Source organism: Kitasatospora sp. NPDC004240 (assembly GCF_053603215.1).
Genome location: NZ_JBSGFD010000055.1, coordinates 15,351 through 27,634, shown reverse-complemented (window position 1 = coordinate 27,634; position 12,284 = coordinate 15,351). Strand labels below are relative to the sequence as shown.

Sequence of the window (12,284 nt, the reverse complement as noted above, 5' to 3'; positions counted from 1 at the left end):
TGTGCTCGAATGGATCCCTCGTATGCCGACCGCCCGCCTGTGGCAACGGACGCGCGGCCCGCACGGGGCCGAGCACCGGGGGCCGGGCGCAGGGGGCCGAGCGCAGGGGCCGGACATCATCCCCGAGCACCGTCCCCGGGCGCCGAACTCCGGTTCCGTCCCAGGCCCTTGATCCGGGCGTCGAGCGCCGCGCCCCGACCCGGGACACCGCGCCCGCCGGCTCAGCCGCGCGGCGTCAGCCGGATCCGCATCGGCCCGTCCGCCCGCAGGGTGATGCCCTGCCCGAGCGGCACCTCCCGGTCCACCACCTCGAAGTCGAACTCCCGCAGCAGCACCGCGAGCGACAGCACCGACTCCAGCATCGAGAAGTGCTGGCCGATGCAGGCCCGCGGGCCGCCGCCGAAGGGGTACCAGGCGTAGCGGTGCCGCGCCTTCTCCCGCTCCGGCAGGAAGCGCTCCGGGTCGAAGCGCTCCGGGTCCTCCCAGTGGTCGGGGTGGCGGTGCGTCACCCACGGCGCCAGCACCACCTGGGCACCCGCCGGGACGACGTGCCCGCCGATCACCGACTCCGCGACCGAACGGCGCCCGACCAGCGCCGCGGCCGGGAACAGCCGCATCGCCTCCTTCAGCACCCGGGTCAGGTACGGCAGCGCCTCCAGGTCCTCGGCCCGCGGCGCCCGGCCGCCCAGCACCCCGTCCGCCTCGGCCCGCGCCCGCCGGCGCTCCTCGGGGTGCCCGGCCAGCAGGTGCAGCGCGAAGGCCAGCGAGGTGGCCGTGGTCTCGTGCCCGGCCAGGAGGAAGACCAGCACCTGGTCGCGTAGTTCGGCCGCGTCCAGGCTCTCGCCGTTTTCGCCACGGGCGTCGGCGAGCAGCTGCAGCAGGTCGTCGGGCCGGGCGCCCTCCCCGTCCGGACGGACCGCGCGCTCGGCGATGATCCGGTCGCAGATCCCGTAGAGGTCCCGCTGCGCCTCGGCGCCCCGGCGGTTGGCGGGCGTCGGCCAGGAGCACGGGGTGCGGACGGGCGCGAAGGCGCGCTCCAGGATGTACTCGCCCAGCACCGGGAAGCTGCGGTGCACGACCTCCACGGCCGCCTCGACGTCGGCGCCGAAGAGGATCCTGGCCACCGCCCGCAGCGTGAAGCGGGACATCTCCGTCCCCGCGTCCACCACCCCGTCCGGGACGGCCCGCCAGCGGGCGGCCAGCGCGTCCGCCTCCAGGGCGATCGCCGAGGCGTAGGTGTCCACCCGGCGGCGGGTGAACAGCGGCTGGACCAGCCGCCGTTGGCGCAGGTAGTCGGCGTCCTGGCTGGTCAGCAGGCCGTTGCCGACGCTGGTCCGCAACTCGTCGTAGAAGGCGTTCTCCTTGCGGAAGTTGGCCGCCTCGGTGCCGAGCACCTGCTGCGCGCCCTCCGGGGAGGACACCATGAAGAACTCCGCCCGCAGCCCGGGCGGCCCGGCCGTGAAGCGGACCACGTCCCCGTAGTCGCGGCGCGCGGCGAGGTAGGTCGGCAGCGGGCGCCGGATCAGGTCGAGCATCGACCCGATGAACGGCAGCCCGGCCGGGCCGGGTATCCGGGTGGCAGTGGTCATCGCGCTGTCCCCTCCTCCAGTGGCGGCCCTCAACCTTACTGACGGGTAGCCACCGGAGGTAGGGGCGGGACGAAGTACGGCCGGACGGATCACTCGTACTCGGTGCCGCCCTTGCGGGTGAGGTAGGCGTCGCCGACCACCTTGGCGATCGCCCGCCCGCCGACCACCGGGCTGTACCGCTCCGTCAGCGGACGGACCACCACGCCCTCGCGGATGTGCAGTTCACGTCCCGAGACGGTCTCCCGGCCCTGCGCCAGCGCCAGCACGGTGTCCGGGTCGTACGGGCCCCGCCACAGCTCGGGCACCAACGGCAGCTCGCCGTCCAGCAGTTCGGCGGCCGACAGCCAGCGCAGCTCCCCGCCCACCACGGCCGACACGTCGAAGGCCGCGTACCCGGGCACCTCGCCGCGGCCGCTCTCGCCGTACGTGAGGTCCTGCACGCCGGTGCCGAAGACCTCGCCGAAGACGCCGACCCGCTCGGCGCCCAGCCGCTCGGCCAGCCGGGCGGCGACCGCCGGGATCCCGTGCGCCCGCACCGCCCGCCAGTACAGGTTGCGGCCGTCCTCGACCAGCGCCAGCCCCTGGGCGCCGATGCCCTTGGAGGACACCTGCACCTCGCCGGTCGCGGCGTGGTACGTGACCAGGCAGCAACTGCCGTGCAGCTTCTCGGTCAGCACCACGGGCTCGCCGGGCTCGAAGACGTCCGGGTAGCGCTTGAGGTTCTCGATGTCGACCCAGGGCAGCAGGTCGGGCGCGCGCTCCACGTCCCCGTTCATCGTGGTGGGGATCGGCGGCACCCACTTGGTGACGCCCAGCAGCGGCGCGAAGTCCTCACCGCGGTCGGCGGCGGACGCCAGGTCCGTCCCGGCGACCGCCCCCGGACGGCAGACGATGCCCTGGGAGAGCTCGCCGCGCAGCCGTACCGCCCTGACCCGGTCGGCGTTGCCGCCCGCGAGCCGTCCGGTCAGCCCCAGCTCCTCGATCAGCGGCGCGGGCAGCACGGCCTGCTCCGGGATGTAGAGGGCGTAATCACCGGTGCGGTACGCGCCCTTGGCGACGACCGCGCGGTAGAGGCCGATCTGGGCGAGCTCCAGGGCGTCGGCGTTCGGATGCGGCAGAACGGTCAGCCGCTCGGCGGTGACCCGCAGTGTGGACATGGGTGTGCTCCTCCCCCAGGACGACGATGACGGTCCGGAGCGGCGGACCCGCCCGCCGGACACCCCGCCCACTCTGCCGGTCGGCCCGGCCCGGGGCCAGGGGTTTTCCCGCTGCGGCGGCCTCCGGCGGGTGGGGTCGCGGGGCGGTATTGCGGCCGCTCCGACCACTCCGGCCGCTCCGACCACTGCGGCCACGGGACCGTGCGGGGTGTTCGGGGCATCGCACAGACCGGCCCACCGGGCCCGTCACGGCCGCCTGTGCGATGAGACAGGGGATTTATCCCTCGCAACTGCGGCACTATGATCGCCATAACGGCCGCAGCTGCGGCACTCAGGCTTCGCGCCCCTCCCGGCGCGTCCGGGAAGGAAGCGCTCCGATGACCAGGACCAGGCCCCGCACCCGCAGACTCGCCGTCGCCGCCGCAGCGGCCCTCGCCCTCGGCCTCGGGGTCACCGCCTGCGGCAGCGACGGCGGCAAGAGCACCGGTGCCACCGGCAGCGCCGCCACCACCGGCGGCAGCGCGGGCACCGCGAAGGTGTCCGGCGACATCAACGTCTTCGCCGCGGCCTCGCTCAAGGAGAGCTTCACCGAGCTCGGCAAGAAGTTCGAGTCCGCCAACCCGGGCGCCAAGGTGAGGTTCAACTTCGGCGGCAGCTCCTCGCTCGCCACCAGCATCAACTCCGGCGCCCCGGCGGACGTCTTCGCCGCCGCCAGCCCGGCCACCATGAAGACCGTCACCGACGCGGGCGGCGCGAACGGCGAGCCGAAGACCTTCGTCCGGAACACGCTCACCATCGCCGTCCCCAAGGGCAACCCCAAGAAGGTCACCGGCCTCAAGGACCTCACCGCGCCCGGCGTCAAGGTCGCGCTCTGCGCGAAGCAGGTGCCCTGCGGCGCCGCCGCCGAGACCGCGCTGAAGGCCGCCGGGGTCAACCTCACCCCGGTCACCCTGGAGCAGGACGTCAAGGGCGCGCTCACCAAGGTCGAACTGGGCGAGGTCGACGCCTCCCTCGTGTACAGGACCGACGTGAAGGCCGATGCTGCGAAGATCGACGGCGTGGACTTCCCCGAGGCCGACAAGGCCGTGAACGACTACCCGATCGTCGCGCTCGCCAAGGCGCCCAACAAGGACGGCGCCGCCGCCTTCGTCGCCTACGTCCGGTCGGCCGAGGCCGAGCAGGTGCTCACCGCGGCGGGCTTCCAGTCCCCGTGAGCACCCGCACCACCACGACCACCGCGCAGAGGGGCCGGCGGCACTCCCGCCGGCCCCCGGTCGCGCTGCTGCTCCCCGCCCTGCTCGGGCTCGCCTTCCTGGTCCTCCCGCTGGTCGGGCTGCTGATCCGGGCGCCCTGGCGCAGCCTGCCGGAGCAGCTGACCAGCCCGGAGGTCTGGGAGGCGCTGCGGCTGTCCCTGTTCTGCGCGACGGCGGCCACGGGGGTGTCGCTGGTGCTCGGGGTGCCGCTGGCCTGGCTGCTGGCGCGTACGGAGTTCCCCGGCCGGCGGCTGGTCCGGGCGCTGGTCACCCTGCCGCTGGTGCTCCCGCCGGTGGTCGGCGGCGTGGCGCTGCTGCTGGTGCTCGGCCGGCGCGGGATCGTCGGCCAGTGGCTGGACTCGGCGTTCGGGATCACCCTGCCGTTCCACACCTCGGGCGTGGTGCTGGCGGAGGCCTTCGTGGCGATGCCCTTCCTGGTGATCAGCGTCGAGGGCGCGCTGCGGGCCGCCGACCCGCGCTACGAGGAGGCCGCCGCCACCCTCGGCGCCTCCCGGCTGACCGCCTTCCGCCGGGTGACCCTGCCGCTGATCGCCCCCGGCATCGGCGCCGGGGCGGTGCTCGCCTGGGCGCGGGCGCTGGGCGAGTTCGGCGCCACGATCACCTTCGCCGGCAACTTCCCCGGCAAGACCCAGACCATGCCGCTGGCGGTCTACCTCGCCATGGAGTCCGAACCGGAGGCGGCGATCGCGCTCAGCCTGGTCCTGCTGCTGGTCTCGGTGGCCGTCCTGGCGGGACTGCGCGACCGCTGGATGTCGACGCCGTAGCGCGGACCGGTGGGGGCCTGCCGTGCGGTGGCGTACGACCGGCACCCACCGGGCCCCACCGGCCCCACCGGACCCGCCGAGCCGACGGCCCGTACCGCCGTAGGAGGATGTGAATCATGACCCTCGACGCCCTGCTGCGGGTCGAGCGCGCCGCCTTCGCCCTCGACCTCGCGCTCACCGCCGCCCCCGGCGAGGTGGTCGCCCTGCTCGGGCCGAACGGCGCCGGCAAGTCCACCGCGCTGCGTGCCCTCGCCGGGCTGCTCCCGCTCAGCTCCGGCCACCTGCGCCTGGACGGACGCACCCTGGAGGACCCGGCGCAACGCCTGCACACCCCGGCCGAGCACCGCCCGGTCGGCGTGGTGTTCCAGGACTACCTGCTCTTCCCGCACCTCAGCGCGCTCGAGAACGTGGCCTTCGGCCCGCGCTGCCAGGGACGTCCCAGGCGCGAGGCCCGCGCCGAGGCGGCCGGCTGGCTGGAACGGCTGGGCCTGGCCGAGCACGCCGCCGCCCGTCCCGGCGACCTCTCCGGCGGGCAGGCCCAGCGGGTGGCACTCGCCCGGGCGCTCGCCGTACGGCCGCGGCTGCTGCTGCTGGACGAGCCGCTGGCCGCCCTGGACGCCCGCACCCGGCTCGACGTACGGGCCCAACTTCGGCACACCCTCGCCGAGTTCGAGGCGATGGCGGTACTGGTGACGCACGACCCGCTGGACGCCATGGTGCTGGCCGACCGGCTGGTGGTGATCGAGGACGGCCGGCAGGTGCAGTCCGGCACCCCGGCGGAGATCTCCCGGCACCCGCGCACCGACTACATCGCCCGGTTGGTGGGCCTCAACCTCTACCAGGGCACCGCCGACGGCCACCGCGTCACCCTGCCGGACGGCGGGCCGGTGCTGCACACCACCGAGGAGCTGACCGGCCCGGCCTTCGTGGCCTTTCCGCCGTCGGCCGTGACGCTGTACCGGGAGCGGCCCGAGTCCAGTGCCCGCAACGTCTGGGAGCTCACCGTGGCGGGCCTGGACCTGCACGGCGACCAGGTCCGGGCGGACCTCGCCGGCGTGCTGCCGATGGCCGCCGACCTCACCCCGGCGGCCGCGGCCGAACTCGACCTCACCCCGGGCGGCACGGTCTGGGCCGCGGTCAAGGCGGCCCAGACGCACGCCTACCCGGCCTGACCGCTCGCCGGATCGGTCGCCTGCCGGGCCGGCCGGCGGGGCGCCCGGCAGGACTACGGCGGGCCGTCCGGCAGGGCTACGGCGCGTCGGAGGGCTCGACGAAGCCCGACTCGTAGGCGGCGATCACCGCCTGGGTGCGGTCGCGGGCGCCGAGCTTGGCGAGCACGCCGCTGACGTGCGTCTTGACCGTCTGCACCCCGAGGAACAACTGCTCCGCGATCTCCCCGTTGGCGAGCCCGCGCGCCATCAGCCGCAGCACCTCGGCCTCCCGGCCGGTCAGCGCGGCCCGCTCCATCGCCTCGCGGGCGGCCGGGTTGCCCCGCCCGGCGGCCAGCCGGCGGATCGCGGCCGGGAACAGCAGCGACCCGCCCGCCGCGACCAGCCGCACCGCCTGCACGATCTCGGCCGGACGCGAGCGCTTGAGCAGGAAACCGTCGGCGCCCGCGCGCAGGGCCTGGTAGACGTAGTCGTCGTTCTCGAAGGTGGTGACCACCAGGATCTTCGGCGGCCACGGAGTCGCGCCCGGCCCGGGGGCCTCGCTCGGGCCGAGGTGCGCGGACGGCTGCGGGTGAGCGGACGGCTGCGGGTGAGCAGCGGGGCCGGGTCCGGGACCGGGTCCGGCGTCGGCCAGGATCGTCCTGGTCGCCGCGAGGCCGTCCGTCCCGGGCATCCGGACGTCCATCAGCACCACGTGCGGCCGCAGTCGGCGCGCCAGGGTGACCGCCTCCCGCCCGTCCTCCGCCTCGCCGACCACCCGGAGGTCGCCCTGGGCCTCCAGGACCGCCCGCAGTCCGAACCGGACCAGCTCCTCGTCGTCCGCCAGCAGGATGTCGATCATCGCAGCCCCAAGCGTAGGGGCATCCGAACGGCGAGCACCCACTCGTCCGGCCCGGCCCCGGCCGAGGCCTCGCCGCCCAGCAGCACGGCCCGTTCGCGGATGCCGCGCAGCCCCTTGCCGCCCTTGCGCGGCGCACCCGGCCTGCCCGTACGGCCTCCGGCGCGGGCCGAGCCACGCGAACCGACCTGGCCCGGGGTCGCGTTGGCGCACCGCAGCTCCAACTGACCGTCGTGCAGGGCGATCCGGACGGTGATCGGTTCGCCCGGCGCGTACTTGAGGGCGTTGGTCACCGCCTCCTGGACGATCCGGTAGGACTCCCGGGAGAGCACCCCCGGCAGCGCCCCCGCGGGAACGTCGATCCGGGCCTCCACCGGACTGCCGGCCGCCCGCGCGGTGTCGAGCAGGGCGGGTAGCTGCTCGATGCCCGGCCGTTCGACCGCCGTGCCGTCCGGGGACTCGCGCAACAGGACCAGCGTGCGCTCCAGGTCGTCCATCGCCCGGCGGCCGGTCTCCTCGATGACCTCCAGCGCCCTGGCGACGAACGCCGGATCGCCGACCTCGCGCGCCGCGCCCGCCTGAAGGACCGTCACCGTCAGTGCGTGCCCGATGGAGTCGTGCAGCTCGCGCGCCAACAGGTTGCGCTCCAGCAGCCGTTCGGCGCGCTGCTCGGCCTCGGCCAGCCGCTCGGCCGGTGACGGTCCCAGCAGCCTCACAGCCATGGCGAGTTGGAGCCGGCCCGCCCAGACCACCAGCCAGCCGTAGCCGAACAGCACCACCGGGGCGAGCAACGGGTACCACAACCGGCCGCCCGGCTGGGCGAGTCGGTGACCGAGGACGATCGGCGCCGGTTCGGTCAGCAGCGCGAGCGCGACGGTGACCGCCGCCACCCCGGTCGCCCCGAGGGCCGTCCCGAGCGTCACCCGGCCGATCAACCAGGCCGCGGTCCGCCTGCGGTCGGCCCCACCGCGGGAGGGTTCGGCGCCGATGTCCCGCTCCTGCGCGGGCATCAGCAGCAGCCGTGCCTGGACACCCTCCGCCCGGCGCACCCCCGGCACCGACGCGGCCAGCACCAGCAGCAGCGCGTCCAACGGTGCGGCCACGGCGATGGTCCGGGCGGGGCCGTGGCTCTCCGTCCCCGGATAGACCATCAGGACGGCGCCGACGAAGAGCGGCCCGAGCAGCAGGTGCAGCCCGCGCGCATAGGTGGCGGCCCGCAGGAAGGGCGCGAAGATCTTGGGCATTGCGTCATCCTGCCAGGTCAGCGCCGCGCCCGGCCTCCCTCCCGGGAGGGAGGCACGTCCACTCCCCGGCGGGATCCGCCACCGGGGGCCGCCGCGGTCGAATGGACCCACCGGCGAGGACGCTGGCCGGAAGCACCGAGCGACCGGGAGCACCGAACGAGGGGAGGACGGCCGTGATCGAAGTACAGGGCCTCAGCAAGGAGTACGGCGGCACCAGGGTGGTCGACGGGCTGAGCTTCACGGTCCGCCCCGGGGTGGTCACCGGATTCCTCGGACCCAACGGCGCCGGCAAGTCCACCACCATGCGGATGATCCTCGGCCTGGACCGGCCCACCGCCGGCCGCGCGCTGATCGACGGCCGCCCCTACGCCGAACTGGCCCACCCGCTCCGGCGGGTGGGGGCACTGCTGGACGCCCAGGCCGTCCACGGCGGACGGACCGCCCGGGGCCACCTGCGCTGGCTCGCCCACAGCAACGGGCTGCCGGACCGCCGGGTCGCCGAGGTCCTGGCCCGGGTCGGTCTGGCGGAGGCCGCCGACCGGCGGATCCGCGGCTTCTCCCTCGGCATGCGCCAGCGCCTCGGGGTGGCCGCCGCGCTGCTCGGCGACCCGCCGGTCCTGATGCTGGACGAACCGGTCAACGGGCTCGACCCGGAGGGCATCCGCTGGATCCGCGCCCTGCTGCGCGGCCTGGCCGCCGAGGGCCGGGCGGTACTGGTCTCCTCGCACCTGATGACCGAGATGGCGCTCACCGCCGACCACCTGGTGGTGATCGGCCGGGGCAGGCTGCTGGCCGACGCCGCCACCCCGGAGTTCCTCGACCGGCACGGCCGCACCCGGGTCCGGGTCCGCGCGGTCGATCCGACCAAGCTGGACGCCCTGCTCGGCGGGGCGGGGGTGCTGGGCGACGGGGCCGCGGCGGAACCGGTGACCGGTGGCGCCTGGGAGGTCAGTGGCGTGGCACCGGAGCGGATCGCCGCGGTGGCCGCCGACCACGGCGTGGTGCTCTACGAGATCGCCCTGCAGCAGGATTCACTGGAGGAGGCCTTCATGCGGATGACCGCCGACAGCGTCGAGTACCGGGCGGTGGCGGCATGACCGGCCACCCCCTCCCCCTCGGCGGCGGTCCGGCCGTGCTGCGCGCGGAGTGGACCAAGTTCACCACCCTGCGCTCGCTCCGGTTCACCCCGCTGGTCGCCGTCCTGCTCACCGTCGGCCTCACCGCCGCCGTCAACGCCGCGTACGGCGCGACCGACGCCTCGCTGCGCGAGGACCCGACCATCGGCCTGTACTTCGGCCTCAACTTCGGCCAGGTCGCCGTGGCCTGCTTCGGCATCCTGCTGATCGGCCAGGAGTTCAACACCCGGATGATCTCGGTCTCGCTCACCGCCGTCCCCCGGCGCGGCCGACTGTACGGGGCCAAGCTGGCGGTCGGTGCCGGGCTCGGGCTGCTGACCGGGCTGGCCTCGGCGGCGGGCTCGTACCTGGCGGTCGCCTCCACCGTCGGCCTGGACCCCGCGACGGCCGGGTTCGGCCGCAGCCTCACCGCCGCCGTGCTGTACCACCCGCTGCTGGTGGTGCTCTGCCTCGGCCTGGCCACCGCCCTCGGCAACCTGGCCGCCGCGATGGGGCTGATCCCTCCGATGCTCTTCCTGGGCACCACCGCGCTGAGCGTCCTGCCGGGGATCCGCGAGCTGGTCCCGTACCTGCCGGACAAGGCCGGCCAGTACGCGATGCGCTTCACCGACGACCCGGCGGGCGGGTACGGCTACGGGCACTGGACCGGCCTGCTGATCATGGCCGGCTGGGCCGGAGCGGCGGCGTACGCGGGGCTGCGGGCGCTGGGGCGGCGGGAGGGGTGACGGCAGGCGGGTGACGGCTGACAGATTTCAGATTTCAGATTTCATCGGTCGGATGACCAATGACTGATATCCGATGGCCGATGGCCGATATCCGATGACGGATGACGGATGACGGACGGCAGCTGCCCGATGACCTATGTCATCGGGCAGCTGCCGGTTCTCGGCGCTCAGCCACGGGAGGTCGGACGTCAGCCGTCAGAGATCGGCGGTCAGAAATCGAAAATCAGCGGTCAGCGGTCAGACGCCGGAAATCAGCTATCGGATGACAGATTCCCAATATCGTCACCCGCGCAGCGCCGGGTGATCCGCCACCACCGTGCAGCTCCCCGGGGCGATCTCCGTGAAGCCCGCATCCTGGACCAGCGGCAGTCCGCTCGCCACCAGTTCCGCCCAGGCGTCCGCTGTGGCCGTCCGCACCGCGAGGGCGAAGCCGGACCCGGCCCACTCCTTGCGTGCGGCGTCGTCCAGCCGCCACCAGGCGAGCTGGGCGGCGTGGCCGGTCTGGGCCATGGTCTTGCCGGCGCTCATCTCCAGCTCCGGGTTGAGCCAGAGCACCGGCAGGCCCGGCTCGGGCGCCGCCACCGGCCCGGTTTCCTCCAGGTCCGTCCCGGAGACCTGGAGCTTGGCGAGGTCCTTGGGCCACCCGTCCAGCGGGATCGGCGGGAACACCCGCACCTCCGCCTCGCGTCCACCCACCGTGACACCGGGCAGCTCGCCCGCCCGCCGCCACTCCCCGCCGCGGGCCCGCCGGACCACCTTGCGGATCCGGGCGTCCTCCCAGGCCGCGACCTGCTCGGCCCACTCCCCGTCCGCCTCGGTGACCCGGGGGTCGGCGAGCAGGGTGAGCACCGCCCGCGCGGAGGTCTCCAGCGCGTCCGTGCGCCCGGGCGGGCTCGCCTTCTCCAGCCGTACGACCAACGGCAGCACGTACTGCGGCCGGGCGTCCCGCTGGTCGGCGGCGGACCCGGAGGCGGTCGTCACCGACGAAGCGGACTCGGCCGCGGCGGACCCGGAGGCAGTCGTCACGGACGTGGCGGACTCGGAGGCAGCGGAGGCAGGTGCGGTGGACTCGGGTGCGGGGATGTCGAACGGAGAGGTCACCCGTCAAGGATGCCAGTGCGCCGCACCCGCGATCACGCGAGGTAGTCCTCCGGTCCGCCGTCCCGCCGGATGTCGAGGGTCACGCAGTGGAAGCCGCCGCCGAGCATCCGGGAGTGCCGCAGCCGGTGCGGCAGGACGGAGATGCCGGCGTGCTCCAGCTGCTTGATCAGGCCGTGCTGGCCGGCCTCGACGATGGCCAGGCCGGGGTCGACCATCAGCAGGTTCATGCTGATCCAGCTCTCGCTGAGGGCGTGGGCGGGCGCGTCGGGGCGGGGTTCGGCGGGCGGGCACCAGAGGATGTCCCAGCCCCGCAGCGGCTCCGGGACGGTCTCCGGGGTGATCCGCTCCGGGTTGAGGAGCACCAGGCCGGGCCGCAGCAGGGCGATGGTGCTGTCGATGTGGGTGTAGCCGTAGATGCCGCGCAGCGGGTGCAGCCGCAGGTCGCCGAGCAGGCCGAGGGTGGACTCCAGCCAGCGCAGGCCGAGTTCGTTGCCGCTGCGGGAGACCTGGTAGAACACGTCGCGGCCGAGCCGGAGCACGTTGGCGGCGTCGAAGACCGGTTCGCTCTCGCCGAGCAGCGGCAGCCCGTCCTCGTCCAGCTCGAACAGCTCGTCGTCCAGGCGCGGTCTGGGTGCGGCCAGCCAGCGGGCGCCCTCGTTCAGGTAGCGCTGGAACAGCCCGCGCAGCCCGAAGACCTCGAAGTACCGGGCCCGCATCGGGCTGGCCACCTCGATCACGGTCTCGCCGACCACCAGGGTGAGGTCCCGCGGGCAGTAGGAGTGGAAGCCTCCCTCCGCCTGCCAGCCGGGTGCGGAGAACTCGGCGGCGTGGTCGACGACTTCGGGCTGGTGCACGACGACGCCGAGGTCGCGCAGGGTGGTGACCAGGGCGCCGAGGTCCTCCTCGGTCTCCTCCACCACCTGCCGCGGGTAGGCGCCGAACGGGATGGCGGCCAGCTCGGCCGCGCTCGTCTTCGGGTAGCAGGACAGCCAGGACGAGCGGTCCGTCTGCGCGGGCAGCCGGGCGCCGACGGCGGTGCCGACCACCACCTCGCGCAGCGTGCTGAACTCGTCCCAGCTGTGCACCGGGGCACTGCGCCGCGGCCCGGCCCCCGGAACGCCGGCCGATCGATCGCCGACCGATGGAACGCTGACCGATGGAACGCTGGCCGACTTGGACATGACTACCCCTTGGCGAGGACACGGGACCGCCGACGACGGCGAGCAGATGCCGTCCCGGGCGGGCCGCACGGGACGGAGGGGAGGAGCGGGGGTGGGGAGGAAGTCC

The 12,284-nt window shown here is 74.5% G+C and carries 11 protein-coding genes; 5 read left to right on the top strand and 6 right to left on the bottom strand.

Annotation, left to right across the window (positions count from 1 at the left end; translation table 11 throughout):
• Positions 1–221: 221 nt before the first annotated feature.
• Positions 222–1,589, bottom strand: coding sequence for a cytochrome P450 (locus ACWEQL_RS17195; RefSeq protein ID WP_452151080.1), 1,368 nt, complete (start codon positions 1,587–1,589; stop codon positions 222–224).
• Between the two features lie 89 nt (positions 1,590–1,678).
• Positions 1,679–2,746 carry an RNA ligase (ATP) gene (locus ACWEQL_RS17190; protein WP_452151079.1) on the bottom strand — a complete coding sequence of 356 codons (1,068 nt, stop codon included), beginning with the start codon at positions 2,744–2,746 and terminating at the stop codon, positions 1,679–1,681.
• 377 nt (positions 2,747–3,123) lie between these two features.
• Between ACWEQL_RS17190 and modA the strand changes: the two genes are divergently transcribed.
• From modA to ACWEQL_RS17175, 3 genes are all read left to right on the top strand, one after another.
• The gene (gene modA / locus ACWEQL_RS17185; RefSeq protein WP_452151078.1) at positions 3,124–3,960 is read left to right on the top strand and encodes a molybdate ABC transporter substrate-binding protein; all 837 of its coding nucleotides are present in this window, start codon (positions 3,124–3,126) and stop codon (positions 3,958–3,960) included.
• Positions 3,957–4,784 carry an ABC transporter permease gene (locus ACWEQL_RS17180; RefSeq protein WP_452151077.1) on the top strand — a complete coding sequence of 276 codons (828 nt, stop codon included), beginning with the start codon at positions 3,957–3,959 and terminating at the stop codon, positions 4,782–4,784. The genes modA and ACWEQL_RS17180 overlap by 4 nt, the downstream gene beginning before the upstream one ends.
• A 116-nt stretch (positions 4,785–4,900) precedes the next feature.
• Complete coding sequence (locus tag ACWEQL_RS17175) at positions 4,901–5,956, top strand: ABC transporter ATP-binding protein (protein WP_452151076.1); 1,056 nt, start codon at positions 4,901–4,903, stop codon at positions 5,954–5,956.
• Between the two features lie 76 nt (positions 5,957–6,032).
• On the opposite strand, the gene ACWEQL_RS17170 is transcribed toward ACWEQL_RS17175, so the two are convergent.
• Both ACWEQL_RS17170 and ACWEQL_RS17165 read right to left on the bottom strand, forming a co-directional pair.
• On the bottom strand, positions 6,033–6,794 hold the full coding sequence (locus ACWEQL_RS17170; protein WP_452151075.1) for a response regulator: 762 nt from the start codon (positions 6,792–6,794) through the stop codon (positions 6,033–6,035).
• Positions 6,791–8,035 (bottom strand): sensor histidine kinase, encoded by a 1,245-nt coding sequence (locus ACWEQL_RS17165; protein WP_452151074.1) that lies wholly within the window; start codon positions 8,033–8,035, stop codon positions 6,791–6,793. The genes ACWEQL_RS17170 and ACWEQL_RS17165 overlap by 4 nt, the downstream gene beginning before the upstream one ends.
• Before the next feature lie 173 nt (positions 8,036–8,208).
• Between ACWEQL_RS17165 and ACWEQL_RS17160 the strand changes: the two genes are divergently transcribed.
• Together ACWEQL_RS17160 and ACWEQL_RS17155 are read left to right on the top strand one after the other, a co-directional pair.
• Complete coding sequence (locus ACWEQL_RS17160; protein ID WP_452151073.1) at positions 8,209–9,132, top strand: ABC transporter ATP-binding protein; 924 nt, start codon at positions 8,209–8,211, stop codon at positions 9,130–9,132.
• The gene (locus ACWEQL_RS17155; RefSeq protein ID WP_452151072.1) at positions 9,129–9,896 is read left to right on the top strand and encodes a hypothetical protein; all 768 of its coding nucleotides are present in this window, start codon (positions 9,129–9,131) and stop codon (positions 9,894–9,896) included. The genes ACWEQL_RS17160 and ACWEQL_RS17155 overlap by 4 nt, the downstream gene beginning before the upstream one ends.
• Positions 9,897–10,178: 282 nt before the next feature.
• On the opposite strand, the gene ACWEQL_RS17150 is transcribed toward ACWEQL_RS17155, so the two are convergent.
• Both ACWEQL_RS17150 and ACWEQL_RS17145 read right to left on the bottom strand, forming a co-directional pair.
• The gene (locus ACWEQL_RS17150; protein WP_452151071.1) at positions 10,179–10,877 is read right to left on the bottom strand and encodes an aminoacyl-tRNA hydrolase; all 699 of its coding nucleotides are present in this window, start codon (positions 10,875–10,877) and stop codon (positions 10,179–10,181) included.
• Between the two features lie 152 nt (positions 10,878–11,029).
• Entirely contained in the window at positions 11,030–12,082 is a 1,053-nt protein-coding gene (locus tag ACWEQL_RS17145; protein ID WP_452151070.1) for an inosamine-phosphate amidinotransferase 1, read from the bottom strand.
• Between the last annotated feature and the right edge of the window lie 202 nt (positions 12,083–12,284).